This window comes from Sphingopyxis sp. NJF-3, from assembly GCF_053514865.1.
Genome location: NZ_CM130726.1, coordinates 1,463,213 through 1,488,239, shown reverse-complemented (window position 1 = coordinate 1,488,239; position 25,027 = coordinate 1,463,213). Strand labels below are relative to the sequence as shown.

At 65.6% G+C, this 25,027-nt stretch carries 22 protein-coding genes, 1 tRNA gene and 1 pseudogene; 4 read left to right on the top strand and 20 right to left on the bottom strand.

Annotation, left to right across the window (positions count from 1 at the left end; genetic code table 11):
- Window positions 1-47: 47 nt before the first annotated feature.
- The 10 genes from ACOTSS_RS07055 to zwf form a co-directional block, all read right to left on the bottom strand.
- Window positions 48-1,049 (bottom strand): NAD(P)H-dependent glycerol-3-phosphate dehydrogenase, encoded by a 1,002-nt coding sequence (locus ACOTSS_RS07055; RefSeq protein WP_448690790.1) that lies wholly within the window; start codon window positions 1,047-1,049, stop codon window positions 48-50.
- A 158-nt stretch (window positions 1,050-1,207) separates the two neighbouring features.
- A complete protein-coding gene (locus tag ACOTSS_RS07050; protein WP_448690789.1) occupies window positions 1,208-2,143 on the bottom strand; it encodes an alpha/beta fold hydrolase in 936 nt (311 codons plus the stop codon).
- A gap of 120 nt (window positions 2,144-2,263) precedes the next feature.
- Window positions 2,264-3,100: an alpha/beta hydrolase gene (locus tag ACOTSS_RS07045; protein WP_448690788.1), complete on the bottom strand. Its 837-nt coding sequence runs from the start codon at window positions 3,098-3,100 to the stop codon at window positions 2,264-2,266.
- 11 nt (window positions 3,101-3,111) lie between these two features.
- Window positions 3,112-4,560: a DUF3336 domain-containing protein gene (locus ACOTSS_RS07040; RefSeq protein ID WP_448690787.1), complete on the bottom strand. Its 1,449-nt coding sequence runs from the start codon at window positions 4,558-4,560 to the stop codon at window positions 3,112-3,114.
- A gap of 147 nt (window positions 4,561-4,707) precedes the next feature.
- Entirely contained in the window at window positions 4,708-6,282 is a 1,575-nt protein-coding gene (locus tag ACOTSS_RS07035) for a WS/DGAT/MGAT family O-acyltransferase (protein ID WP_448690786.1), read from the bottom strand.
- A 123-nt stretch (window positions 6,283-6,405) separates the two neighbouring features.
- Window positions 6,406-8,757 carry a glycerol-3-phosphate 1-O-acyltransferase gene (locus ACOTSS_RS07030; protein WP_448690785.1) on the bottom strand — a complete coding sequence of 784 codons (2,352 nt, stop codon included), beginning with the start codon at window positions 8,755-8,757 and terminating at the stop codon, window positions 6,406-6,408.
- A gap of 105 nt (window positions 8,758-8,862) precedes the next feature.
- Window positions 8,863-10,332: an HAD-IB family hydrolase gene (locus tag ACOTSS_RS07025; protein ID WP_448690784.1), complete on the bottom strand. Its 1,470-nt coding sequence runs from the start codon at window positions 10,330-10,332 to the stop codon at window positions 8,863-8,865.
- 89 nt (window positions 10,333-10,421) lie between these two features.
- Window positions 10,422-11,045: a bifunctional 4-hydroxy-2-oxoglutarate aldolase/2-dehydro-3-deoxy-phosphogluconate aldolase gene (eda, locus tag ACOTSS_RS07020; protein WP_448690783.1), complete on the bottom strand. Its 624-nt coding sequence runs from the start codon at window positions 11,043-11,045 to the stop codon at window positions 10,422-10,424.
- Window positions 11,046-11,168: 123 nt separating this feature from the next.
- On the bottom strand, window positions 11,169-13,013 hold the full coding sequence (edd, locus tag ACOTSS_RS07015; RefSeq protein ID WP_448690782.1) for a phosphogluconate dehydratase: 1,845 nt from the start codon (window positions 13,011-13,013) through the stop codon (window positions 11,169-11,171).
- Window positions 13,014-13,208: 195 nt separating this feature from the next.
- Window positions 13,209-14,612 (bottom strand): glucose-6-phosphate dehydrogenase, encoded by a 1,404-nt coding sequence (gene zwf / locus ACOTSS_RS07010; protein WP_448691302.1) that lies wholly within the window; start codon window positions 14,610-14,612, stop codon window positions 13,209-13,211.
- A 317-nt stretch (window positions 14,613-14,929) separates the two neighbouring features.
- Here zwf and glpD point away from each other — a divergent pair, with 317 nt between their 5' ends.
- Window positions 14,930-16,450 carry a glycerol-3-phosphate dehydrogenase gene (gene glpD, locus ACOTSS_RS07005; RefSeq protein WP_448690781.1) on the top strand — a complete coding sequence of 507 codons (1,521 nt, stop codon included), beginning with the start codon at window positions 14,930-14,932 and terminating at the stop codon, window positions 16,448-16,450.
- A gap of 84 nt (window positions 16,451-16,534) precedes the next feature.
- Here the strand turns inward: glpD and ahpF are convergent, their stop codons facing one another.
- From ahpF to ACOTSS_RS06965, 8 genes and pseudogenes are all read right to left on the bottom strand, one after another.
- On the bottom strand, window positions 16,535-18,118 hold the full coding sequence (gene ahpF, locus ACOTSS_RS07000; protein ID WP_448690780.1) for an alkyl hydroperoxide reductase subunit F: 1,584 nt from the start codon (window positions 18,116-18,118) through the stop codon (window positions 16,535-16,537).
- A gap of 134 nt (window positions 18,119-18,252) precedes the next feature.
- Complete coding sequence (ahpC, locus tag ACOTSS_RS06995; RefSeq protein ID WP_448690779.1) at window positions 18,253-18,816, bottom strand: alkyl hydroperoxide reductase subunit C; 564 nt, start codon at window positions 18,814-18,816, stop codon at window positions 18,253-18,255.
- Window positions 18,817-18,938: 122 nt separating this feature from the next.
- Window positions 18,939-19,127 (bottom strand): dihydrofolate reductase family protein, encoded by a 189-nt coding sequence (locus ACOTSS_RS06990; RefSeq protein WP_448690778.1) that lies wholly within the window; start codon window positions 19,125-19,127, stop codon window positions 18,939-18,941.
- Window positions 19,128-19,451: 324 nt separating this feature from the next.
- Window positions 19,452-19,772: pseudogene (locus ACOTSS_RS06985) on the bottom strand (ATP-binding protein); the annotation flags it as partial.
- On the bottom strand, window positions 19,766-19,966 hold the full coding sequence (locus tag ACOTSS_RS06980) for a hypothetical protein (protein ID WP_448690777.1): 201 nt from the start codon (window positions 19,964-19,966) through the stop codon (window positions 19,766-19,768). The gene ACOTSS_RS06980 and the pseudogene ACOTSS_RS06985, both read right to left, overlap by 7 nt.
- Window positions 19,963-20,238, bottom strand: coding sequence for a hypothetical protein (locus tag ACOTSS_RS06975; protein WP_448690776.1), 276 nt, complete (start codon window positions 20,236-20,238; stop codon window positions 19,963-19,965). The genes ACOTSS_RS06980 and ACOTSS_RS06975 overlap by 4 nt, the downstream gene beginning before the upstream one ends.
- A gap of 280 nt (window positions 20,239-20,518) precedes the next feature.
- Entirely contained in the window at window positions 20,519-22,195 is a 1,677-nt protein-coding gene (locus ACOTSS_RS06970; protein ID WP_448690775.1) for an RNA-directed DNA polymerase, read from the bottom strand.
- Window positions 22,196-22,288: 93 nt separating this feature from the next.
- Window positions 22,289-22,365 (bottom strand) — tRNA-Arg (locus ACOTSS_RS06965).
- 198 nt (window positions 22,366-22,563) lie between these two features.
- Here ACOTSS_RS06965 and ACOTSS_RS06960 point away from each other — a divergent pair.
- On the top strand, window positions 22,564-23,361 hold the full coding sequence (locus ACOTSS_RS06960; RefSeq protein WP_448690774.1) for a queuosine precursor transporter: 798 nt from the start codon (window positions 22,564-22,566) through the stop codon (window positions 23,359-23,361).
- Between the two features lie 5 nt (window positions 23,362-23,366).
- A complete protein-coding gene (locus tag ACOTSS_RS06955) occupies window positions 23,367-23,768 on the top strand; it encodes a hypothetical protein (RefSeq protein WP_448690773.1) in 402 nt (133 codons plus the stop codon).
- Here the strand turns inward: ACOTSS_RS06955 and purQ are convergent.
- Together purQ and purS are read right to left on the bottom strand one after the other, a co-directional pair.
- A complete protein-coding gene (purQ, locus tag ACOTSS_RS06950; RefSeq protein ID WP_448690772.1) occupies window positions 23,730-24,395 on the bottom strand; it encodes a phosphoribosylformylglycinamidine synthase subunit PurQ in 666 nt (221 codons plus the stop codon). The two genes, ACOTSS_RS06955 and purQ, sit on opposite strands and share 39 nt — an antisense overlap.
- Window positions 24,396-24,411: 16 nt before the next feature.
- Window positions 24,412-24,642 (bottom strand): phosphoribosylformylglycinamidine synthase subunit PurS, encoded by a 231-nt coding sequence (purS, locus tag ACOTSS_RS06945; RefSeq protein WP_095387518.1) that lies wholly within the window; start codon window positions 24,640-24,642, stop codon window positions 24,412-24,414.
- 182 nt (window positions 24,643-24,824) lie between these two features.
- On the opposite strand from purS, the gene ACOTSS_RS06940 reads away from it, so the two are divergent.
- Window positions 24,825-24,998: a (2Fe-2S)-binding protein gene (locus ACOTSS_RS06940; RefSeq protein ID WP_095387519.1), complete on the top strand. Its 174-nt coding sequence runs from the start codon at window positions 24,825-24,827 to the stop codon at window positions 24,996-24,998.
- Window positions 24,999-25,027: the final 29 nt, after the last annotated feature.

Genomic DNA, 25,027 nt, shown 5'->3' with positions numbered 1-25,027 from the left:
TATTCCCGCTTCATCGGCGAAAAACACCGGGCGGCGGAGAATCGACCCTAACCCGGGTGCGCCTCGTCACCGACGGCCGAGCGCAGGAGGCCGCGGAACACCTCTTGCGCGCTACGCCGGCCCTGCGTGACGTCGAACACGTCGCGCGCGATCGGCATGTCCAGGCCATGTTGTTCGGCGAGCGCGATCACGGTGGGGGCGCTCTTCACGCCCTCGGCGACCATGTTCATTCCGGCGATGATGTCGTCGATGCGGCGCCCCTTGCCGAGCTCGACCCCAACGTGGCGGTTGCGCGACAGCGGGCTGGTGCAGGTCGCGATCAAATCGCCCATGCCGGTGAGCCCCGCGAAGGTCTCGGCGCGCCCGCCCATCGCGACGCCGAGCCGCGTGATCTCGGCGAGCCCGCGCGTCATCAGCGCCGAGCGCGTATTGTCGCCCGCGCCCAGCCCGTCGCCCATGCCGACCGCGATCGCGATGATGTTCTTGAGCACCCCGCCGAGCTCGCAGCCGAGCAGGTCGGTGTTGGTATAGACGCGGAACAGGCCCGAGTGGAACACCGGCTGGAGCGCGCGGACGACGATCTCGTCCTCCATCGACAGGACGCTCGCCGCCGCCTGCCCGCTCATGATCTCGCGCGCGAGGTTCGGCCCGGTGAGGACGCCGACGGGATGGCCGGGGAGTATCTCCTCAATCAGTTCGGTCATCCGCTTGCCCGAGGAAAGTTCGAGGCCCTTGGTCAGGCTGATCACCGGCACCCAGGGGCGCAAATGCCGCTTCGCCTCTTCGAGCACCCCGCGAAAGCTGTGCGAGGGCACCCCCATGACGAGGACGTCCGCGCCTGCGACGACCGCGCTCATGTCGGCGGTCGCGCGCAGCGCCGGCGGCAGCGCGATACCGGGCAGATATTTGCGGTTCTGATGGTCGGCGTTGATGCTCTCGACCGTTTCGGCGTCGCGCGCCCACAGCGTGATCGGCGCGTTGCGCGACACGACCGCCGCGACCGTCGTTCCCCAGCTGCCGCCCCCGAGCAGCCCGATCTTCAGCCGCATCGCCCTCTCCCTCTGTTTCGGCGGAGATTGGCGGGGTTGTGGGAGGTTGGCAAGCAACGCTTCACTCCTTCGTCATGCCGGACTTGATCCGGCATCCCGCTTTTCCGTCGCAAATGAAAGAAAGCGGGACCCCGGATCAAGTCCGGAGTGACGAAGGGTCATGGAAGCTTGGCAAGAAATCCCTTGAGGATCGCGGCGGTGCCTTTCGGGTCCTCGACCATCGGGACGTGGCCGACATGCTCCATGATGTGCGCGGTGCTGCCCGCGATGCCCGCTTCGAGCACGGGGACGCAGCTCACGTCGATCAGCCGGTCGTGGCGGCCCCACAGGATCAGCGTCGGCACCCGGACCTCGCCGAGCCGGTCGTTGAGCGGATGGTCGCGCATTTCGGTGGCGATCACCCAGAAGATACCGTCGAGCTGGTCGCGATATTTGAGCGCGTCGCCATAGAGCGCGGGCTTCAGCCGCGACGGGATGAAGGGCGGCTTGTGGACGACCATCGCCACCAGCCGGTCGGCATCCTCCAGATTGGCGATGACGAGCGGGTTGTAATCCTCGTTCGCCGCCTGTTTTTCGAGGTCGCTGTCGTTCGCGCCCTTCACCCCCGCATTGTCGAGCAGGATCAGGCTGGCGAGCGCGTCCGGATAGTCGAGCGCGTAGCGCAGCGCGATCCAGCCACCCATGCTGTTGCCGGCGACGTGCGGCCGATCGAGCCCCAGCGCGTCGGCGAAACCCTTGAGCCGCGCGGTCTGCGCCGCGACGTCATAGGCGAGCGCGGGGTTGCGCTCATTCTCCCCGAACCCCGGCAGGTCGGGCGCGACGACATGATAATCGCGCGTGAGGTAAGGCGCGATCATCGACCAATTATCCTTGTCGCCCGCGAAGCCGTGGACGAGCAGCAGCAACGGCTTCGCCGGGTCGCCGCCCTCGAGATAGGGCCAGGTGCGGCCGTCGACCGTCACGCTCTTCTGCACCATCCCGCCGCGCTTGCGCAGCAGCCAGCGCCCGAAGGCGACGAGACGGCTGGGGAAGATGAAATAGAGGAGCGCCAGCGCGATCAGCGGGGCGAAGAGGAGGACGAGCAGGATTTTCATATCGTTTTAGCACCAGCCTCTCATTTCCGTTCGCCCTGAGCTTGTCGAAGGGCCGTTCTTTCTTTTCGCCGCACGGGAAAAGGACGGTGCTTCGACAAGCTCAGCACGAACGGATGTTGGTCATGGTTTCGGGACATGCGCATCGAACCAGCCGATCAGGTCATCGAGCACCGCATCGCGTTCGGGCTCGTTATAGATTTCGTGAAACAGGCCGGGATAGATGATCAGCCGCTTGTCGGCCGAGGAGACATGCTCGAACATATAGCGCGAACCCTCGGGGGCGGTCAGCTTGTCGGCCTCGCCGTGCTGGAGCAGGATCGGAAGGGTGATCGTCGCTGCGCCCGCCTGCGCCGCGGCCATCGCGTCCATGAACTCCTTGCCGAGCCGCGCGCCGATCTTGCCGGTGTAGACGAGCGGGTCGGCGCGATAGGCGGCGACCACCGCGGGGTCGCGGCTGACGCCTTCCGCATCGAGCGCCAGCACGCCCAGCCGCGGGAAGAAGCGCGAGAGGAAGCGGCTGATCCAGACGGTAAAGCGCGAGGGCGGCGCGCCGGGAACGATCGCGGGGCCCGAGAGCGCGGCGGCAGCGAACGCGTCCTGCCGCTCGATCAGGAACAAGGTCGCGATCAACCCGCCCATGCTGTGGCCGAGCAGCAGGCGCGGCACGCCCGCGTGATGGACCTCGACCAGCGTCAGCAGCTCGGCCATACCGCCCGTAAAGGCCGAAAAACGCGGCACGAAGCCCGGCGTGCCGTCGGAGCGGCCATGGCCCCAATGGTCGATCGCATAGACCGCGTAGCCCGCATCGGTCAGCCGCTGCGCGACATGCTCGTACCGTCCCGCATGTTCCGCATAGCCGTGCGCGAGCAACACCACTGCCTTCGGCGCGCTTGCGGGAAGCCAGTGGGTGACATGGAGCCGGGCGCCCGCGCCGGCGGACCCCCGGGGCAGGATCACCGGCGCCGCGTTCAACGCGCCGCTTTCCGGGGCGCCGGGCCGCGGTGGCCGGGGCCGTCGTCGCCCGCTTTGTCGATCTTCGCGAGAATCGCGTCGAGCGCGCGGCTGATCGCGGTCTGGGTGCGCACCATCTCGATCTTGGGCCAGGCGGTGCGCATCCCGGTGTCGATCAACTCGTCGATATCGTCCTGCGACAGGTCGGAGAGGATCTTGGTCGGCGACCAGAATTTGGGCGGGCGGATGATGTTGATATCGCCGGTATATTCCTGATTGATCACCGAACGCGCGAGATTGGCGAGGCTGTTCAGGGGCGGTACGAGCTCGAGCGGCTTCTGGAAGATCACCATATTGGCGTTGAGCCACGCCTTGAAGGTCGCCATCGACGCATGCTGGATCGCCTCGATCGGCGCCATCTGCTTGCGCGTGTCGGTCGCGAAGGGCAGCGCCAGCGGATTGGCCTGGCTGACGATATGATGGTTGACGCCATAGAGGCGTTCGAGGCGCTTGGTCGGGATGTCGTGCGTCACCGAGCCGTCGACCCAGCGCCGGTCGGGCTGATAGGGCACGCGCCCGCCATCCTCGCCCCGCGCCATCAGCATGACGGGCGGAAAGACTCCGGGCACCGCGCAGGAGGCGAGCACCGCCTCGCGGATCAGCACATTGGGCGCGGTGATCGCGTTGAGGAGGCGGCCGTTCTGGTGCTTTTCGGCGGGCGCGACCGAGACGTTGAGGTGGCGGCCGCTGATCTCCCACGCCTCGCGGAAGGTCAGGTCGGGGATCAGCTCGGCGAGCCGGGCGCGAACCTCGTCGGGGGCGAGGCGGCGGAGTTCGGGATCGCGCGCGGGGTTGGCGAGCCGGTCGCTGCCGAGGAAAGCGCCGACCTCGCCGTCCTTGCGGGTGCAGACGATCGCCGCGACGATCGACCCACCGCTCGACCCCGCGAGAATATTGGGCAGAACGCCTGCGTCCCACAGCGCCTTCACCACGCCGACGTGGAAGAAGAGGAAGCTGCCCGAACCCGAAAGGAGCAGCGCCGAGCGGCCGTAGCAATGCTGGGCGCGGCGGAAGAAGTCGCGCTTTTCCTCACGCGGGATCGACCGCGACGCGGCGATCTTTTCCAGCGCGGCGACGATTTCGGCGACATAGGCCTCGATCAGTATTTTCGTGCCGAAACGCGCCTTTTGATAGAGGCGTTCGTGCCCCATGCCGTCGATATTGCCGTGGATGCCTTCGTTGAGCACGAAGAGCAGCCCCTTGACGTCGCCCGCCGCCGACAGGCGGCGCAGCTTTTCGAGCCGGGCGCGGATCGCCTTATAGTCGAAATGCTCGCTGGCGTCGGCCTCGCGCCACGCCTGCATTCCCGATTTCGCGTCATGCGTCCGCGCGGCCTTCGACCAGGCGGCATAGTCGGGGGCGTTGGCCAGCTCGGCGTCGGCGCTGAGCGTCGGGGCAAAGATCATTCGGTGGTCCTGCAATATGGTTTATTTTTTGCGAGTCTTGCGGCTTGCGTTGCCTTTGGCAACTGTTTTGACACCCTCATTCCACCCATGTCACCCCGGACTTGATCCGGGGTTCCACTCGGCGACGGTGGAAGGCGGGACCCCGGATCACGTCCGGGGTGACGAAGTGGAGGGCTTTTTCTTTCCCGCTGCCTTTGCCTTCGGCTTGGGCTTTGCGGCCGCTTTCGATGCCGCCTTGGCCGCGCTTTTCGCTGCGGGCGCCGGTTTCGCCTTTGCCTTGGGCTTCGCGGGCACCTTCTCCGCCTTCGGCGACGCCGCCATCAGGTCGGCGAAGCTTTCGTCGATGCACGCGCGGAAAAAGGCGATGTCGGGCATCACCGCGCGTTCGGAGATGATCGAGAAGGCGATGCGGCCGTTGTAGCTCGGGGTCGCGACGAACAGCCCCATATTGTTGGCGAGCGGCGCCATGCCATATTGCTGCACGAGCTGCGCGCCGGCGAGATAGAGCGGCACCTGCGCGCCCGGCACGTTCGAGATGAAGAGGTTGGTGCCGCGCACCGCGAAGCGCTCGCTGGTCAGGATGCGCGCGACCGCCGCCATCGTCGCGCCGGGGATATGCTGCGACAGGTCGGTCATCAGCCGCGCGCTGACGCCGGCCTTCGCCTCCTTCGCCTCGACCGTATAGTCGCGGATCGCCGCGAGCCGTTCGAGCGGATCGGCGATGTCGGTGCGCACCGGCACGCTCATCGCCGAGACCTGATTGCCGGGGGTAGAGGCCTTCCCCGCCCCCTTGTCCTTGCCGCGCAGGTTGATCGGCGCGACCGCGACGAGGCTTTCGCCCGGCAATTCCCTGTGTTTCTCCAGATATTTGCGCAGCGCGCCACCGACGGTGGTGAGGACGACGTCGTTGACCGTCGCGCCGGGCACCTTCCTGCGGACTTCGGCGACGTCGGCGAGCGCGATGGTGGTGCCGTCGAACATCTTGTGCGGGCCGACGGGGACGTTGAAGCGCGTTTCGGGCACGCCCGCGGCCATCCCGCCCTCCGCGATCGATTTGCGCGCCGAGGCGACGATCGCGGGGGACACCTTCATCAGCGCGTTCATGAACTTGACCGGCGACTGCATCGACGCCGACCAGGCGCGCGTCACCGTCTCGGCGCTCGACGGCGCGCGGCCCAGCGCCTCCAGCGGCGGCGGTTCGGCGATCGCGGGCGTGCCCGCTGCGTCGATGTCGCTCATCGCGATGAAGGCGTGCGCGCCCGAGGCGCCGTCGACCGCGGCGTGATGGACGCGGTGGAGCATCGCGAAGCTGCCCTTGGGGATACCCTCGATCCGGTCGAGCCCCTCGATGACATAGATGTCCCAGAGCGGCCGGTTCATGTCCATCGGCTTCGAGAACCAGCGCGCGACCGCGATGCAGAACTGGCGCCAGTCGCCGGGCTCGGGCAGGCGCGCGTGGCTCATATGCGCCTCGATATCGAAATGCTCGTCCTCGACCCAATAGGGATGGTCGAGGTCGAAAGGCAGCCGGTGGAGGCGGCGCCGGAACAGCGGCGAGGTGTCGACGCGGGCCTCGACATGGCGGATGATGTCCTTGAAGCGCACGAAGCCGCCCGGCGCGGTCGAGGGATCGTAGATATAGACCCCCATGATATGCGTCAGATTGTTCGCGGTCTGCGTGTAGAGGAACTGGGCGTCCTGCGCGCTGAGCTGTTTGAGCATGTTCGTTCTCCTACTCCATCGTCATTGCGAGGAGCCGAAGGCGACGCGGCAATCCAGAGCACGCGTAATCCGCTCTGGATTGCTTCGCTTCGCTCGCAATGACGAAGTTGGGATAAGTCAAGTTCATCCTCCCGATGGCGGCAGCCGATCCGCGAGCGCCAGCGTCGCGAGGCGCATCGATTCCATGACGTTGGCGAGTCCGCGGAGCTCGACGAGCAGCGCGCGTCGCGCTCTCAGACCGTCGGGGGTCGCGGTCTCGGCGAGACCCATATGGCGCATCAGCGACAGGCCGTTGGCGAAGAGCAATTTACCGATCGCCGCCTCGCTGCTGATCCGGCGGAGCAGCCAGGCCTGGCGCCCCTCGACCAGCGCGGCCTCCGCCAGCGCCTTGTCGTCGACCGCATCGCCGGGCCGCGCGCGGGCGAGGATGTCGGCGACGACCGAATAGGCCTCGGCGAAGGGCAGCAATATCGCATGGCCGACGAGCGGCTGGCAGCGGCGGATGAGCTGCGTCACGCCTCGGTCGCCGCTTGCAAGGCGCTTCGCCCAGGCGGGATCGATGCGCCCCAGCTCGGCCTCGAGCGCGGCGCGGTGCACGTCGCGCGGCGGGTAGAAGAATTCGAATTTGAACAGGTCGCGCAACCGGTCGACCTTCGCCCAGAAGGCGTCGGTCGCATCGCGGCTGTCGGCGTCGCGCAATTCGAACAGCGCGAGCTCGATCATCGCGCGGTCGAGGAAATGATGCGCGATGATGTTGCGGTAATAGCTCGCCATCGGATGATGCGCGGGATCGATCGAATAGACCGTCTCGCTCCCCGCCGTGAAGCGGGTCAGGAGGCTGCTCGCGACCAGCGTGTCGAGCGTCGCCGCGAGCGCGGCGTCGTCGCCGCTTTCGAGCTCGCGGCTGAGGCGGATATCGCGCTCGCGCGCCCAGGCGACGACCCGCGCGATCGTCACGCGCATTTCGCCCTCGGTCACCCCGCGCGGCGCGGTGCCGAGCAGGATCAGGCAGAGGACCGAAGTGACGGTGAGCGGGGTCACGCGGTTGGCTTCGACCGCGACCGAGAAGGCGATCCGTTCGAGCGCGCGCCGGTCGTCGGGGCCGGGCGCGCGCTCGATCACCACGGGCTCGCCGATATCGATGCGGATGCGGCCCGACGGCGCGCGGAGGCTCTTCATATAGCCGAGGAACCAGGACAGCGATTCGGGCTTCTTGCTCCGCCCGGTCTGCTCGGCGGCATATTCCTCGACGTCGCGGATCAGGTCGAAGCTGGTGACGAAGGGGACGAAATGCACGTCGCCGGTCCCTGTCGCGTGCGCGGCGTCGAGGACATATTTCATCAGGCCGTATTTGGGCGGCATCAGCTTGCCGAGCCGCGAGCGCGTGCCCTCGAACGCCCAGCTCAAGGGGAAGCGCTTGGCGAGCAGCCAGGCGATATAATGGCGCAGCACCAGCTTGTAGACCGGCTGGTCCTGAAAGCTCCGCCGGATGAAGATCATCCCCGAGCGGCGGAAGAACTGCCCCATCACCGCGAAGTCGAGGTTGGCGCCGCCGAAGCTGTGGAGCATCGGCAGGTCGTTCTCATAGGCGAGGCGGCTGGGCGTCGCGCCGTCGATATAGGTCTTGTGGGTGAAGAGGATGCAGGTCGGATGCTCGCGCAGCACCGATCGCAGCTTCGCCAGCTCGGCGGCGTCGACCTCCATCTCGGGCGCGTAGCCGCCGAACATCATGCGGTCGAGCCGCGCGCGCAGGTCGAGGAACAGCGCACCGGGGGTCGCGATGACCTCCTTCATCAGCGGCCGCGCCTCGCGGTAAAGGTCGGCGACCGGGCGGCCGAGCTGCTGCGCCAGATCCGCGAGCGCGGCGCGGAACTTGGGGCTGGTGCGCAGGCTGTCGGCGACGAAGCGCGGCACCTTGTAGCGGGTGCCGCGGATGCCGCGTTCGGCGACGTCGAGCGCGAGCCCCGCCTGCCGCGCGACGAAGGCGGCGAACTCGCTCCCGCCCTCCGCGCCATCGCCGCCGCCGGTCTGGGCGAGGAAGCGCGCCCGGAGCGCGTTCTCGGTCGCCGCCTCTCCGACGAGGATCTGGGCGCGCCGCCGGTCGCGCCACAGGATGAGCTGCGCGCGGAGCGGCCCCGGCTGGCGCGGATCGCCGAAGATCAGGTGGCGGAACTTGAGCGCGCGGTCGCGCTCGAAATGCGGGATGCGCCACGCGACGCGCAGCGGCACGACCTGCCGGTCCGACGTATCGGCGAGCCGCGCCTCGAGCGTGTCGAGATCGAGCGCATGGTCGCCGTCGGCGATCGACAGGCTGACCCATTGCGGCGCCTGATCGCCGCCGAGGTCGCCCGCCGTCGCGTGGACCCAGTCGAGCAGAACCCGCCGCTCGACCCGGTTGCGCGCGTCGATGATGTAGAGGCGGTCGGCCGTGGCGGCCTGGAAAGCGACGGGCGCGCGAGGCGTTCCGTCGGCCATCGCTTACACCTTCTCCGTCATTGCGAGCGAAGCGAAGCAATCCAGGGTTGAGCAGACCGCTCTGGATTGCTTCGCTTCGCTCGCAATGACGATGTGGGACATGCGCTAGGCTTTCCTTTCCTTTCGGGGAGAAGCCTTCTTCTTCGTGGGTTCCGCCTCCCCTTCCTCCTCGCTCTGCCCCAGTGTGCGCAGGAACATGCCCCGCACCTCGCGGACATGCGCGTTCAGATTGCGCACGCTCCATTCCGAGGTATCGACCGGCGGCAGCACGGTGACGCGCACCGTCGCGGGGCGCATCACGAACTCGTTCTTGGGGGCGACGTCGGTGGCGTTGTGGATCACGATCGGGACGATCGGCACCCCCGCCTGCATCGCGAGGTGGAAGGCGCCCTTCTTGAAGGGTTCGAGCTTCGGGGTCAGGCTGCGCGTCCCTTCGGGCGCGATGCAGATCGATTTGCCTTCAACGCGGATCGCGTCGACGAGCGGCTCCATCGCCTTGATCGCGCTCTTGCCGTCGGCGCGGTCGACGAAGACGGTGCCGCCCCACTCCATCAGCTTGCCGAGGATCGGGATGTCGCGGATTTCCTTCTTCCCCACCGCCCCCATGTCGCGGCGGATGAGCTTGGCGAGGATCATCACGTCCGCCTTGCTCTGATGGTTGAAGATGAAGACGCACGGGCGCGACGACCAGAGATGCCGTTCGTCCTCGACCTCCAGCTCGACCCCGGTGATCGCGGTCGCGAAATCGCCGAACAGCCCCATCGAGAAATTGACCGCCTCGCGCTGCGAGCGCGTCAGCGCCCAGATCGGCAGCCCCGCGGCGAACGCCCCCACGAGCGAGCCGGTCGCGTAGATGGTGCGCGTATAGTCGATCCACGACGGCATGCCGCGGCTCGCGAAGCGCTGCACCGGCCAGTTCCGTTCGTCGGCGATGCCTTTGAGCTTCATGTTGGGATTGAGCGGGCGCGGCTTGCCGACGCGTTCGAGCAGTTCGATATCGTCGTCGCTGTCCGAATAGAAGAAGCTCTGATCGAGATCGAGGCCGTATTCGGCGGCGAGTTCCTCGGCCGCGATCACCTTGCCCTCGCCGAAGCACAAGGGGCGGACGATCTCGCCGGTGAATACGCCGTCCTCGATCTCGTAGGCCGAGCATTTGATGTCGGCGATGCCGAGGTCGCGCGCGGTCGGCTCGATCTGATAGATGGTCGCCGACGAGATGATCGCGACGCGGTGGCCCTTCGCCTGATGCGCCTCGATGATCGCGCGGGTTTCGGGATAAATCTTCCGCGCGATATGCTTCTTGTAGAGTTCCTCGCCGAATTCGATGAAGCTCTCCTCGTCGACGCCTTTCATGAATTTGGCAGCGGCCGACATGAGCCCCGAGAAACCGATATTGCCGAGGCTGTGCTGCGCGATGACCTGCGCGGTTTCGGCAATCTCCTCGACCGACATTTCGCGGCGCTGGAATTTCTCGCGCAGCATCGCGGTCGCCGAATAGCCCGAGATGATCGTTCCGTCGAAGTCGAAGAGCGCAGCGATATGCGATCCCGGCTCCGATGCCAGAACTTCGTCCAAATGCGGTTGCGGCCTCGGCACGCGCATCTCCCCACCAGCGGCTATCTTGCCGCCTTATCCCTGCACAGTGACAGGTAAAATGGGGTTAATCAATGGCGCGAAAGCGCGGCGGCTTCGCGCGCGAGCGTCTCGATTTTCGCGGGGTCGAGCGGGCCCGGCGGCACGACCCAGCTGCCGCCGACGCACAGCACCGCCTCGAGCGCGAGCCATTCGGGTGCGGTCGCGAGGCTGATGCCGCCCGTGGGGCAGAAGCGCGCCTGGCCGAAGGGGCCGGCGAGCGCTTTGAGCGCCGGAACGCCGCCGCTCGTCGCCGCGGGGAAGAATTTGAAACGCGAGAGGCCCATGTCCATGCCGAGCATAATGTCCGATGCATTGGCGGTTCCGGGAAGAAAGGGAATGCCATTGTCGATGGCCGCCTTGCAAAGACCGGCCGTTATTCCGGGCGAGACAATGAACTCGGCACCTGCATCGATGCTCTTGTTCAAGTCGATCTGATTGAGCACGGTACCCGCGCCGACGACCGCCCCCTTGACCGATTTCATCGCGGCGATCGCGTCGAGCGCGGCCGGAGTACGCAAGGTCACTTCGAGCACCGACAGACCGCCGGCGACGAGCGCCTCGGCCATCGGCACCGCATCCTCGACGCGGTCGATCACGATCACCGGGATGACGGGCGCGAGACGCATGATCTGGTCGATGGATTGGTCGGTCATTTTTTTCTCCGTTCGAAACTTCACACACCGTTCGCCCTGAGCTTGTCGAAGGGCCGTTCTTTTTGTCGACGTTGAAAAAAGAAGGACGGTGCTTCGACAAGCTCAGCACGAACGGATTAGGGGTTATCCTGTAACCGCCTCCATCGCGGCCAAAATCGCCGACCCGCCCTTTTCGGCTTCATCAGCATGATGGCGAAACAGGGCGAACAGCTCGCGGCCGACGCCGAGCGCGGGCGGCGGGGCAATGGCGGGGGTGCGGGCGGCCCATATGGCTTCGTCGACCAGCGCGATCACCTCGCCCTTCACCGCGCAAACGCGGACGATGTCGCCGTCCTCGAGATAAGCGAGCGGGCCGCTGACGCCGTCGATGCCGGGCAGCGCCTCGGGCGACAGATGGATCACCGCGGGCACCTTGCCGCTCGCGCCCGACATGCGGCCGTCGGTGAGCAGCGCGACGCGAAAGCCCTTGTCCTGAAGGACGCCGAGCGCCGGGGTCAGCTTGTGGAGTTCGGGCATGCCGTTGGCGCGCGGGCCCTGGAAGCGGACGACGACGACGACGTCGCGGTCGAGTTCGCCCGCCTTGAACGCCGCGAGCACCTGGTTCTGGTCGTCGAAGATGCGCGCGGGCGCCTCGATCGTCCAGCGATCCTCGGCCACCGCGCTCGTCTTGATGATCGCGCGGCCGAGATTGCCGGCGAGCAGCCGCATCCCGCCATCGGGCGAAAAGGGCTCTGCAACCGGGCGCAGCATCGCGTCGTCGCGCGTCTCGGCGGGGGCGGCCTCCCAGTGGAGTTCGTCGTTCACGAGCAGCGGCTCGCTCGCATAGGCCTCCATCGAGCCGCCGACGGTCAGGATGTCGCCGTGGAGCAGCCCCGCGTTCAGGAGCTCGCGCACGACGAAGCCGATGCCGCCCGCGGCCTGGAAATGGTTCACGTCGCCCGCGCCGTTCGGATAAACGCGCGCGAGCAGCGGCACCGCGTGGCTCAATTCGTCGAAATCCTGCCAATCGATGACGATCCCCGCGGCGCGCGCGATCGCGGGCAGATGGATCGCATGGTTGGTCGAGCCGCCGGTCGCGAGCAGGCCGATCGCGGCGTTGACGATCGCCTTTTCGTCGATGCAGCGCGCGAGCGGACGATAGTCGTCGCCGTCCCAGCCGATCTCGGTCAGCCGGTGCGTTGCGGCGCGGGTCAGTTCCTGCCGCAGCTTCGTGCCCGGATTGACGAAGGCGCTGCCGGGGATGTGCAGCCCCATCAGTTCCATCATCATCTGGTTGCTGTTCGCGGTGCCGTAGAAGGTGCAGGTGCCCGCGCCGTGATAGGAGGCGGCCTCTGCAGCGAGCAGTTCGTCACGGCCGACCTTGCCCTCGGCATAGAGCTGGCGCACGCGCTGCTTTTCCTTGTTCGCGAGCCCCGAGGGCATCGGTCCCGCGGGGACGAGGATCGTCGGCAGATGGCCGAAGCGCAGCGCGCCGATGAGGAGGCCGGGGACGATCTTGTCGCAGATGCCGAGCAGCAGAGCGCCCTCGAACATCGCGTGGCTCAGCGCGATCGCGGTGCCCTGCGCGATATTGTCGCGGCTGAACAGCGACAGGTCCATGCCCGCCTGCCCCTGCGTCACCCCGTCGCACATGGCGGGCACGCCGCCCGCGACCTGCGCGGTCGCGCCCTTCTCGCGCGCCGCGAGCTTGATCTGCTCGGGATAGCGACCATAGGGCTGATGCGCCGAGAGCATGTCGTTATAGGCGGTGACGATCCCGATGTTCATCGCCGCGCCGCCGCGGATCGCCGGCTTGTCCTCGCCCGACGCCGCGAAGCCGTGCGCGAGATTGCCGCACGACAGCATGCCGCGGTTGGTCCCCGCGTCGCGCTGGCGCTGCATGAGGTCGAGATAGGCGGCGCGGCGTTCGGCGCTGCGGGCGATGATGCGGTCGGTCACGCTGGCGATGGCGGGGTGGAGAGCGGTCATGAGAATTCCAATCCCCTCTCCCCTTGGGGGAGAGGGATGCGCAGACTTGGCAGCTTGCTGCCTAGTCGAAGCTGGGTGAGGGTGTGAACGGCAGTAGCGAAAGCAACGGCGGAGCCCCTCATCCAACTGCGCCCAGTCGCTGCGCGACAAGGCTTCGTACCCTTCTCCCCCAAGGGGAGAAGCTTTGGGGTGCGTTCAATCATGCCAGCTCGCCCCGTCGCGTTCGATCAGCGCGATCGCGCTCGACGGGCCCCAGCTTCCCGCGGTGTAGTTCTGCGGCGCCATGTCGACCGCGGCCCAGGCGTCGCGGATCGAATCGATCCACTGCCATTGCGCCTCGACCTCGTCGCGGCGCACGAACAGCGTCTGGTCGCCCTCGATGAAATCGAGCAGCAGCCGCTCGTAAGCGATACGGCGGCGCTCGCCGGCGAAGCTGTGCGACAGCGAGACGTCGAGATTGACCTCCTTGAGCCGGACGCCGTCGCGGTCGAGGCCCGGCTGTTTCGCCATCACCTTGACGCGGATATTCTCTTCGGGCTGCAGATTGATGATCATGACATTGGCATCGAGCTTCGCCGCGCCGACGCGCGCGAAGATATTGTGCGGCACCGGCTTGAACTGGATCAGCACTTCGGACTGGCGCTGCGGCATGCGCTTGCCGGTGCGCAGGTAAAAGGGCACGCCCTTCCAGCGCCAATTGTCGATGAACGCCTTGAGGGCGACGAAAGTTTCGGTGTTCGACGGCCTGCCGAGTTCATCGGCATAGCCCGCGACCGCCTGCCCGCCGACCGCGCCGCTGGTGTACTGGCCCTTCACGCTGAGCGATTTGACGTCCTCGGCGCTCATCTTGCGCAGGGAGCGGAGCAGCTTCACCTTCTCGTCGCGCACCGCGGTCGACGAAACGCTCGCGGGCGGCTCCATCGCGATGATCGCGAGCAGCTGCAGCATATGGTTCTGCACCATGTCGCGCAGCGCGCCGACCCCGTCATAATAGGAAACGCGCCCTTCGAGCCCGACCGTCTCCGCGACCGTGATCTGGACATGGTCGATCGCCTGCGCGTTCCACAGCGGCTCGAACAACATGTTGGCAAAGCGCAGCGCGAGCAGATTCTGCACCGTTTCCTTGCCGAGATAATGGTCGATGCGGAAGACGCGGTCCTCGGCGAAGGCATCGCCGACCTGGGCATTGACCTCGCGCGAGGAAGCGAGGTCGTGGCCGATCGGCTTTTCCATCGCGATGCGGCATTCGGCGCAGGCGATGCCGGCGGCGGCGAGACCCTGCGCGATCGGCCCGAACATCGACGGCGGGGTCGAGAGATAGACGCCAACCGGGCGCGCCATCCGCTCGCCGAGCAGCGCGGCGAGATCGTCGTAGCCGGTGCCAGAGCCCGCATCGACCGCGCAATAGTCGATCCGGTCGAGGAAGCCCTCGACGACCGCGGCGTCGACGCGGTCTTCGGGGAGATGTTCGGCGAGCGCTTCGCGCACCTGCGCCTGAAAGGTGGCGCGATCGAGCGCGCTGCGGCCCGAGCCGATGATCGTCAGCGCCTCGGCGAGCAGCCCGTCCATGTGGAGATTGTAGAGCGAGGGGAAGAGCATCCGGTGCGCCAGATCGCCCGTGGCCCCGAACAATATCAATGTCTCGACTTTGACGCTCACGGCGTTCCCCTTGAATATCCATTATCTGAAATGGCGGAGCCGCCGCCCGATTGCAACGCGCATACGTAGGCTGATTGGCCCCTCCCTTTCAGGGGAGGGGTTGGGGTGGGGGCCATCGAAATAGCGCAAGGCCGCTGGCCCCCACCCCGCTCGACTAAGGCTCGGCTAGCGCCGAACCAAGTCTCGCTGCCCCTCCCCTGAAGGGGAGGGGTGAAAATAGTTCTATCCGGCGCCGAACGATTCTAAGAGCCGAATCCATGACCGACCCCGCGCCGCCCTATGACGTCATCGTGATCGGCGGCGGGGTCAATGGCGCCGGGGTCGCGCGCGATGCCGCCGGGCGCGGGGCGCGGGTGCTGCTGCTCGAGGCGGGCGATCTCGCGCACGGCACTTCCTCGGCCTCGACCAAGCTGATCCACGGCGGCCTTAGATATCTCGAACATTATGAGTTCGGCCTGGTGCGCGAGGCGCTGAAGGAGCGCGAAACCCTGTGGGGCATCGCGCCGCACATCATCCACCCGCTGCGCTTCGTCCTCCCCCATCGCGACGGGCTGCGGCCGCGCTGGCTGCTGCGGCTCGGGCTCTTCCTCTACGACCATATCGGCGGGCGCAGGAAGCTGCCCGCGACGCGCTCGGTCGACCTCCGCCAGCATCCGGCGGGCGCGCCGCTGCAGAGCCACTACGTCCGCGGCTTCGAATATTCGGACGGCGCGGTCGACGACGCGCGGCTCGTCCTGCTCAACGCGCGCGACGCCGCCGACAAGGGCGCGCGCGTCCGCACCCGCACCCGCGCCGAGATGATGCGCGTCGAGGACGGGCTATGGGTGGTCGAGGCGACCGGCGAGACCGGCCAGGCCTATCGCTTCACCGGGCGCAGCCTCGTCAACGCCGCGGGGCCGGAGGTGCTCGACGTCCTCCACCGCGCCGCCGCGCCGCCCGATTACAGGATGCGGCTGGTGCGGGGATCGCACATCGTGGTGCGCAGGATCTTCGATCACGACTATGCCTATTTCTTTCAGCTTCCCGACGGGCGGATCTTCTTCGCCATTCCCTACGAGCGCGACTTCACGCTGATCGGCACCACCGACCAGGATCATGAGGGCTCGCTCGCCGATATCCAAGCGAGCGCCGAAGAGATCGCCTATCTCTGCGAGGGCGCGAACCAGTATTTCCGCACCGCGATCACCCCCGCCGACGTGGTGTGGACCTATTCGGGGGTGCGGCCGCTGGTCGAGGACGGGTCGGGCAAGCCCGAGGCGGCGACGCGCGGCTACCGCATCGACCTCGACTGCGACGAGGGCGCGCCGCTGCTCACCATCTATGGCGGCAAGATCACCAGCTATCGCCATGTCGCCGAGCATGCGGTCGACGAACTCGCGGCGCACATAGCGGCGCTGGAGGGTCCGCGCTGGACCGGCGGAGCGCCGCTGCCCGGCGGCGATTTCCCGACCGACGGTCTCGTGGCGCTGATCGCCAAGCTCCGCCTCGCCCACCCCTTCCTGCCCGCCGCGACCGCCGACCGCATCGCTCGCGCCTATGGCACCGGCGCGCGGACGTGGCTCGGCAAAGCCGAAGGCTGGGACGATCTGGGCGGCGAGATCGCGCACGGGCTGTCGGCGGCCGAGGCCCGCTGGATGGTGAAGCGCGAATGGGCGCGGACGACCGAGGACATATTGTGGCGGCGCAGCAAGCTGGGGCTGCATTTCACCGATGCGGAGGTGGCGCGGCTGCAGGCCTGTCTGGAGGCGATTGCGGCGCGGCCGGCCCTCGCCGAATAACCCTTCGTCACCCCGGACTTGATCCGGGGTCCCGCTCGTCCTGAAGCGGGATGCCGGATCAAGTCCGGCATGACGACCCGAGTATCAGGCCGCCTCGACCTCGGCTTCGGCCGGCAGACGGATCATATAGTCGAACGCCGACAGCGCCGCCTTCGATCCTTCGCCCATCGCGATGACGATCTGCTTGTAGGGCACCGTCGTGCAGTCGCCCGCGGCGAAGATGCCGGGCTGGCTCGTCTCGCCGCGATGGTCGACCTCGATCTCGCCGTGGCGCGACAAGGCGACGCTGTCCTTCAGCCATTCGGTGTTGGGAACGAGCCCGATCTGGACGAAAATGCCTTCGAGTTCAACCTGATGCGGTTCGTCCTTGGCCCGGTCCTTGTAGGCGAGTCCCGTCACCTTCGCGCCGTCGCCGAGCACTTCGGTGGTCAGCGCCGAGGTGATGATCTTGACGTTGGGCAGGCTGGCCAGTTTCCGTTGCAGCACCGCGTCGGCGCGGAGCTCGCTGTCGAACTCGATCAGCGTCACATGCGCGACGATACCCGCGAGGTCGATCGCCGCCTCGACGCCGCTGTTGCCGCCGCCGATCACCGCGACGCGCTTGCCCTTGTAGAGCGGGCCGTCGCAATGCGGGCAATAGGCGACGCCCTTGTTGCGATAGGCGTCCTCGCCCGGCACGCCGAGCTGGCGCCAGCGCGCGCCGGTCGACAGGATCACGGTGCGCGCCTTCAGCGACGCGCCGCTTGCGAGCCGCACCTCGTGCAGGCCGCCTTCGCGTTCCGCCGGGATCAGCTTTTCGGCGCGCTGCAGGTTCATGATGTCGACGTCATATTCGCGGACATGCTGCTCGAGTTGCGCGACGAGCTTCGGGCCCTCGGTATGCTGGACCGAGATGAAATTCTCGATCGCCATCGTATCGAGCACCTGCCCGCCGAAGCGTTCGGCGGCGATACCGGTGCGGATGCCCTTGCGTGCGGCGTAGATGGCTGCCGCGGCACCCGCCGGGCCGCCGCCGACGACGAGCACGTCGAACACGTCCTTCGCCGCGATCTTTTCGGCCGCCTTCGCCTCGGCGCCGGTGTCGAGCTTGGCGAGTATCTGCTCGAGCTCCATGCGGCCCTGGCCGAACGTCTCGCCGTTCAGGAAGATCGTCGGCACCGCCATCACCTGGCGCGCCTCGACCTCGTCCTGGAACAGGCCGCCGTCGATCGCGGTGTGGGTGATGCGCGGGTTGACGACACTCATCAGGTTGAGCGCCTGCACGATGTCGGGACAATTCTGGCACGACAGCGAGAAATAGGTTTCGAAATGATAGTCGCCATCCAGCGCCGCGACCTGATCGAGCACCTCGGGCGCGACCTTCGGCGGGTGGCCGCCGACCTGCAGCAGCGCGAGGACGAGCGAGGTGAATTCGTGGCCGAGCGGGATGCCGGCGAAGCGGACAGCGACTTGCGGGTCGCCGGCGCGACGGATCAGGAAGCTGGGGCGGCGGGCGTCGTCGTCGGTGCGGCTGACGCTGACCTTGTCGGACAGCAACGCGATTTCGTCGAGGAGGCCCGCCAGCTCGGCCGACTTCGCATCGTCGCCCAGCGACGAGACAAGTTCGATCGGTTCACGAAGGTTCGTGAGGAGGCCCTGAAGCTGCTGCTTCAAATTGGCGTCGAGCATGGGGAGAGCTCCTGCATATTGGAAAAGCATCCGTGCGCTCCCGCGAAGGCGGGAGCCCAGAGCGATCAGGCACGAGCGTTGCGGCCTGACGCTCTGGGTCCCCGCCTCCGCGGGGACACACGGTGGATTTAAGGCTAGATCTTGCCGACGAGGTCGAGCGAAGGGGCAAGCGTTTCGGCGCCCTCTTCCCACTTCGCGGGGCAGACTTCGCCCGGGTGGCTGACCCAGTACTGCAGCGCCTTGATTTTGCGCAGCAGCTCCGCAGCGTTGCGGCCCACGCCCTCGGGGGTGATTTCAAGGAGCTGGATCTCGCCCTCGGGGTCGACGACGAAGGTGCCGCGGTCGGCAAGGCCGACGCCTTCACGCAGCACTTCGAAGTTGTTCGACAGCACATGGTTCTGGTCGCCGACCATGTAATAGTTGATCTTGCCGATCGCCGGCGAGGTGTCGTGCCACGCCTTGTGGCAGAAATGGGTGTCGGTCGACACCGAATAGACCTCGACGCCCATCTTCTGGAGGGTCGGATAGATGTCGGCGAGATCCTCGAGCTCGGTCGGGCAGACGAAGGTGAAATCGGCGGGGTAGAAGAAGAAAACCGCCCACTTGCCCTTCACGTCGGCGTCGGTGATGTCGACGAACTTGCCATCCTTGAACGCGGTGGCCTTGAAGGGTTTGAGGGTCGTATTGAGAACGGACATGGAGAGCTCCTTTGTTGTCGGGAGCCCCGCCCTAGCGAATTATGTTGCGGTGCGGAAATTGGAAAAACATTGCGCTTTAATCGAAATTATCGATCAATAGGCTCTTGGAACCTGGGCCGCGCTTATGCGGGAACATAGGTCAACCGGATCGCATCCTCGCCGATCCGATCATGCGCCACCAGGCGGAGTCGCGGCCGGGGGCCGGCGAAATAGGGCGCGCCGCGGCCCAGCACGACGGGGTGGAGGTAGATGCGATATTCGTCGATCAGGCCGAGCCCGGTGAGGCTCTGCGCGAGAAGGGGACCGGCCACTTCGATCTCTCCGTCCTGCTCGGCTTTCAGCGCGCGGATCGCCTGATCCAGTTCGCCCCCTACCAGTGTCGCGTTGGGGCCGACCGATTCCAGCGACCGCGAGACGACCCATTTCGGCTGGCGCCGCCACGCCGCGGCGAAGGCCTGCTTGTCAAACGGCGTTCAAAAGGGACCCCCTATCGGCGTCGAAGAGGGACCCCCTTTTCGGATATGATGCCGGTTAGTTGAAGGTCGCCTTGCGCTGCGTGCGGCGGAGGGCGGGCGTAGCCCGACCGGAGGCGCGCGCAGCGCAAGATAGATTTTTGAAGGGGCCGAAGGTGGCGGTCAGCTGCGGTTTTTGAAGCGCCAGCTGTCGTTGCCCGTCTCGATGATATCGCAGTGGTGGGTGACGCGGTCGAGCAGCGCCGTGGTCATCTTGGGATCACCGAAGACGGTAGGCCACTCGCCGAAGGCGAGGTTGGTGGTGATGATGACGCTGGTGCGCTCATAAAGCTTGCTGATGAGGTGGAACAGCAACTGCCCTCCGGAGCGGGCGAACGGCAGATAACCGAGCTCGTCGAGCACGATCAGGTCGAGCCGCGACAGCTGCGCCGCCAGGGTCCCGCCCTTGCCGATCCGGGTCTCCTCTTCGAGGCGTGTCACCAGTCGAGGCGGACAGCCGCCACCGATTCATTCAACATCCGCGCCACGGCCTTGGCTTCTTCGAGCCCGGTCCCTTCGGGCAGATTGAGCGCCAACCACTTGTTGGCGGGCAACCCAATGTCGTTCTTGAGTTCAAGGGCGACGTAGCATGGCTGCCCGACTTCGCGCTCCTTCACGGTTGCGGTGAAATTCCTCATTCTTCCTCCTCACTGAAATCGGTGAAATGTAAGCCCCTGATTAGGTCCGAATAATCATTGGGAATGCCGAGAATCAGCCCTTCGAGATTGCCGCCGTTGTGAAGATCGCAAGCCTGCACGACCAAGACAATCGCCTCTGCCACGTCGCATGTGTCCCAGTGTTCATTGTTCACGACGTCCCACAATTCCTCGATCGCTTCGCGAGCCCGGAGCCGTTTAGCTTCGATTTCGGCGCATTCGCGCCGCTCCTGCAAACTGACGATAACGCCCATAATCAATTCCTTCTCATACGAAGGCGCTGGTGACAGGCATGGGTTGGTTATCAGCCGACGACCAGCGCACAGTTGTGCAAATTGGTTCGTCGGCTCGCAGGGTCCACGCAGCACAGGGGATCGCCCTGGGCCTGCAACGCGAATGAAGGGCTTGTCGTGTCGCCCACCGGCTCGGACCCGGACTGCACCGGCGATGGTCACGCTGTCCCGAGCAAGTGGACCGTAGGCAACTTTGGGCGGGGGCGTCTACAGGTTTTAACAGTGCAGCCGTGACGTCCGCTCAATAGCCGCCGTATTCGTCGCCAGGGAGCTCCCATTCCTCCAGCAAGTCTTGCGCGTCTATCGCATCCAGCCTCCAGTTTCGTAGCGCGGCCATGTGACGTTTGAAGGCATCGGACGGCTGCTTGGGCCTGCTACGCCGGACATTCTTGAGACGGCGCTCCTTGTCGTAAAACGACACGTTTCGCCGCCGCAGTTCGGCAAAATAGGGATGATTTTGAACGAAGCCAGCGGTGGGAGGTGTTAGCCAACCTTTGAGGTCCGCCTCGGAGGCGACGAGCCAGAGATTGGACTCAAGGCCCTTCTCGGTCATCGCCTGGGTCCACAGTGACACGTCAATCGGCCCGTCAATAAGGCCCATCTGCCGCAGGTCGAGCAGCACTAGGGCGCATGCCGAGCTCTCTAGCTTGGTTACAGGCTGAACCCAGTCCGCCGGAAGGGTGATCCTCAACATCTTTGCGAGGAATAGCGCCCACACAATTTCATAGTGGGCCGCCGATGGCCCGCACTTCGCAATAGTATCCTTGATGAATTTCGCGATCCGATCCTTCTTAACCGGAAAGTTCTTTGCATTGTATAGCGCCAAAAGGTGCACCACCATCGGTATGGTGGTTGCGTTCGCACGAGCGGCCTTCAGCAGGTAGGTTTCAAACTGAGGCCAATTCACCTTCAAGATATCGACACTTCGGAGGAGATTGACAGCAAAGCGCAGGACATTCGACCGTTTGTTCTCAGCGGCGAATTGGAAGGCTTGGGCAAAGAAATGATCGATAGTTTTGGACTGCTCCGAGAATTCGGAGGAAATGGAGCTCTGCCGTAGTGCTGTCGGCCAAACGGCTTGAACCTCCGTAGCCGCGTTTACCACCTTGGTCTTCTCTGGGTGAATCTCCAATTCATAGTCGCGGGCGGCGGCGGAAAGCACTGCTATCGCCTCTTCGGCCTGCCCAGCATTGTCGAAACCGATGTACCAATCGTCGACGTTCCGAACGATGCTGTCGGCCTCCAAATTCAACTCTGCCTGCACTCGGGCATCAATGGATACCGCTACAATCTCTGCGATGATCCGGGATGTGTCCGGGCCGACGGGGATGCCGATAGTCTGATTGTCCTGTCCTTTGCGAACAGCCTTGTCCAACCGCGCGCCCAAGGAAGGGTCATACACGGCCGCGTTGTTCAGGTTGGCTTTCGCCCACGCTTTAGTGTGCAGCCCCCATGGAATGGCATGGGTGTAGAGCGTTCCGTAAAAGCGAGAAATGTCGGCCACGAGTGCGTGATTGTGGAGCGCCGAAATTTCGGAGTGGCGTAGGGCAACGAGCCTGAAATCTGGGGTTGAGACGGCCCGGTTCTCGTCCGACTTAATCAGGACCTCTTCGACACCAAAGCTGCACGAATTGAGGTGCTTACTTATTTGCTGCCACTCGTCAGCGATAAGCTTGGCGACGTGGAATTGAGCGATCGGGTTGACGATTGCCAGTTCCCGCTGCCAGTCAGTGACCTTCGGGATGCTAAATCGCTCTGGGCTAGTCTTAGGGTAATGTGGGTAATTCTGCAGGCCTGCCCAAGCATTCCCGATGGCGCGGCGATACTTTGCGAAATCGGCGGTCGTGAACGCAGGCGGCAACTCCTCTGGGAAGTACCCAGCGCCCAATAGCGCCTTCAATCGCTCGCTCTTTGACATTTGCCCCCCCGCAAGCCCGTCTTGGACCATCCGCAGGGATTACATAGCAATGCCTGCCTATCAATGTCTTATCATTGGCGGCTTGAATGGAAATGGTGACCCCGGCGTGATTCGAACACGCGACAATCGGTTTAGAAGACCGATGCTCTATCCAGCTGAGCTACGGGGCCACAACACGGTTCGCTAGACGGTTCGCTTTCCCGCCAGCAATGCGTAAACTACAGTCCTCCCACACATTCTGCCACGCAGACCCTCAGCTTAGAAGGCGGGTGCTCTATCCAGCTGAGCTACGGGCGCGCGGCACGGCTGTGCGGAGCGGCGAATAGCGCGGTTTGCGCGGACCGCAAAGCGCGTTAAGCAGCGTGCCGATGACCGACTCCACTCCGACCGCGTTCGAGCCCGGCGCCGCGCCCGCGCACGTCAGCGCGCGCCAGGTGCGCCATTTCCGCTATTACGACCTCGTGATGGCGGCCTTCGTCGCGATCCTGCTGCTCAGCAACATCATCGGCGCATCGAAGCTGTCGACGGTGGGCAGCGTCACCTTCGGCGCGGGAATCCTCTTCTTTCCGCTGAGCTATGTCATCGGCGACGTGCTGACCGAAGTCTATGGCTATGCGCGGGCGCGGCGGGTGATCTGGACCGGCTTCGCCGCGATGATCTTCATGGCGGTGATGAGCTGGGTCGTGGTCGCGATGCCTGCCGACCGCGACTGGGGCTGCGCCGGCGCCGACCTGCTCTCCTTGAAGACGGCGGCCGAGGGAACGGGTCCGATCTGTCAGGCGACTTATGAAAGCGTCTTCGGGAGCACCTGGCGTATCGTCGTCGCGTCGATCACCGCCTTCTGGGCGGGCGAGTTCGTCAACAGCTATGTTCTCGCGCGCATGAAGCTTTTGACGCGCGGCAAGCACCTCTGGTCGCGTACCATTGGATCGACCGTCTTCGGTCAGGCGTTCGATAGCCTCCTGTTCTACCCCATCGCCTTTCTGGGCATCTGGCCGACGCATCTGGTCGTCACCGTGATGATCACCAACTGGCTGATGAAGGTGGGATGGGAAGTCGTCCTCACTCCCGTCACCTATGCCGTGGTGGGCCTGCTCAAGCGGCGCGAAGGCGTCGATGTGTATGACGAGGGAACCGATTTCAATCCCTTTGGCGCCAAGGTTTGACCTCCATGACCCTGATCGAGCTAGCCTCGCTTTTCGAGGACCGGAAGAGCTGGATCGTGACCGCGAGCGGGCTCGACAAGGATGCCCTGCACATCTATTTCGGGATGGCGCTGTTCCTGCTCGTGCGGCTGATCTGGCGCTGGCGCGGCGGCTGGTTCGTGGCGTGGCTCGCGGTGCTGGCGATGGCCTGCGGCGGCGAATGGCTCGACGTCACCGCCGAGGCGAGTCGATCGGCGATCCGTCCCGACCCCGAGCATTGGCACGACATCTGGAACACGATGTTCTGGCCGACGGCGCTGCTGTTGGTCGGCCGCTGGCTGCAGCCGGCGGCGAAGGCGGCGTCAGAAGGGGAAGACGCGGCCTTGCCGTCAGGCGAGGACGCCGAGCGCGGCCTCGAACAGCCGTAGCCCGTCAGTGCCGCCGTGCGCGGCGTCGATCGCGCGCTCGGGGTGCGGCATCATGCCGAGGACATTGCCGGCGTCGTTCAGCACGCCCGCGATGTTGCGCGCCGAGCCGTTGACACCATCCGCATAGCGGAACGCGACGCGTCCCTCGCCCTCGATCCGGTCGAGCGCCCCCGCGTCGGCGAAATAATTGCCGTCGTGGTGCGCGACCGGAATGTCGATCGTCTCGCCCGCATTGTAACCGGCGGTGAACAGCGACTGGCTGTTCTCGACCGTCAGCGGCACGGTGCGGCACACGAAATTGAGCCCCGCGTTGCGCATCAGCGCGCCGGGGAGCAGTCCGGCCTCGGTCAACACCTGAAAGCCGTTGCACACGCCGAGCACGGGAACCCCGCGCGCCGCGGCGTCCTGCACCGCGCGCAGGATCGGCGACCGCGCCGCCATCGCCCCCGAGCGGAGGTAATCGCCATAGGAAAAGCCGCCGGGCAGCGCGATGAAGTCGATGCCGCCCGGAAGCTCGGTGTCGCGGTGCCACACCATCTCCGGGGCGCGGCCGGTGACGCGTTCGAGCGCGACCGCCATGTCGCGGTCGCAGTTCGAACCCGGAAAGACGATGACGGCGGTCTTCATGGCGTGTCTCCTGCCCTCAGGCGCGTTCGATCCGGTAATTCTCGATTACGGTGTTGGCGAGCAGCTTCGCGCACATCGCGTCGAGGTCGGCGTCGCTGACGCCGTCGGCGACCTCGAGCTCGATGAAGCGGCCCGCCCGCACGTCGCTGACGCCGCCGAAGCCGAGCCCTTCGAGCGCATGGTGGATCGCCTTGCCCTGCGGGTCGAGAACCCCGGGCTTGAGGGTCACATAGACCTGGACTTTCATGGGCGCGGACCTTTGCTTGGACGGGCGGGGAAGATGGGCGCGCCTATGCCCGCGAATCACCGCCCGGGCAAGGGGCGGCGCCGACGAAAATCGCCTTTCTCCGATTGCGAGCCACTCGCATCTTTCTTGTTGCGAATCCGTCGCACTATCCCTACATCGCAATTGTTGAGAAGGATTCGCACATGGTCGTCTGTGTCTGCAACGCAATAAGGGAACGGGATTTGCGCGACGTCGCAAAGAACGGCCAGTTGCGGTGCGCCAAGGCCGCCTATGCGCAACTGGGTCGCAAACCCAAGTGCGGCCAGTGCCTGTCATTCGCTCGCAATATCATCAGCGACGTCGCTGCGACCGCCTGATTTTTCGCGGAAATCAGCCATTTTTACCC

Excerpts from the sequence above, each read along its gene's own strand:
- ACOTSS_RS07055 (WP_448690790.1), bottom strand. The coding sequence starts at position 1,049 with ATGCGGCTGAAGATCGGGCTGCTCGGGGGCGGCAGCTGGGGAACGACG.
- ACOTSS_RS07050 (WP_448690789.1), bottom strand. The coding sequence starts at position 2,143 with ATGAAAATCCTGCTCGTCCTCCTCTTCGCCCCGCTGATCGCGCTGGCG.
- ACOTSS_RS07040 (WP_448690787.1), bottom strand. The coding sequence starts at position 4,560 with ATGATCTTTGCCCCGACGCTCAGCGCCGACGCCGAGCTGGCCAACGCC.
- ACOTSS_RS07035 (WP_448690786.1), bottom strand. The coding sequence starts at position 6,282 with ATGCTCAAACAGCTCAGCGCGCAGGACGCCCAGTTCCTCTACACGCAG.
- ACOTSS_RS07030 (WP_448690785.1), bottom strand. The coding sequence starts at position 8,757 with ATGGCCGACGGAACGCCTCGCGCGCCCGTCGCTTTCCAGGCCGCCACG.
- eda (WP_448690783.1), bottom strand. The coding sequence starts at position 11,045 with ATGACCGACCAATCCATCGACCAGATCATGCGTCTCGCGCCCGTCATC.
- edd (WP_448690782.1), bottom strand. The coding sequence starts at position 13,013 with ATGACCGCTCTCCACCCCGCCATCGCCAGCGTGACCGACCGCATCATC.
- zwf (WP_448691302.1), bottom strand. The coding sequence starts at position 14,612 with ATGCTCTTCCCCTCGCTCTACAATCTCCACATGGACGGGCTGCTCGCC.
- glpD (WP_448690781.1), top strand. The coding sequence starts at position 14,930 with ATGACCGACCCCGCGCCGCCCTATGACGTCATCGTGATCGGCGGCGGG.
- ahpF (WP_448690780.1), bottom strand. The coding sequence starts at position 18,118 with ATGCTCGACGCCAATTTGAAGCAGCAGCTTCAGGGCCTCCTCACGAAC.
- ahpC (WP_448690779.1), bottom strand. The coding sequence starts at position 18,816 with ATGTCCGTTCTCAATACGACCCTCAAACCCTTCAAGGCCACCGCGTTC.
- ACOTSS_RS06980 (WP_448690777.1), bottom strand. The coding sequence starts at position 19,966 with ATGAGGAATTTCACCGCAACCGTGAAGGAGCGCGAAGTCGGGCAGCCA.
- ACOTSS_RS06975 (WP_448690776.1), bottom strand. The coding sequence starts at position 20,238 with ATGGGCGTTATCGTCAGTTTGCAGGAGCGGCGCGAATGCGCCGAAATC.
- ACOTSS_RS06970 (WP_448690775.1), bottom strand. The coding sequence starts at position 22,195 with ATGTCAAAGAGCGAGCGATTGAAGGCGCTATTGGGCGCTGGGTACTTC.
- ACOTSS_RS06960 (WP_448690774.1), top strand. The coding sequence starts at position 22,564 with ATGACCGACTCCACTCCGACCGCGTTCGAGCCCGGCGCCGCGCCCGCG.
- ACOTSS_RS06955 (WP_448690773.1), top strand. The coding sequence starts at position 23,367 with ATGACCCTGATCGAGCTAGCCTCGCTTTTCGAGGACCGGAAGAGCTGG.
- purQ (WP_448690772.1), bottom strand. The coding sequence starts at position 24,395 with ATGAAGACCGCCGTCATCGTCTTTCCGGGTTCGAACTGCGACCGCGAC.
- purS (WP_095387518.1), bottom strand. The coding sequence starts at position 24,642 with ATGAAAGTCCAGGTCTATGTGACCCTCAAGCCCGGGGTTCTCGACCCG.
- ACOTSS_RS06940 (WP_095387519.1), top strand. The coding sequence starts at position 24,825 with ATGGTCGTCTGTGTCTGCAACGCAATAAGGGAACGGGATTTGCGCGAC.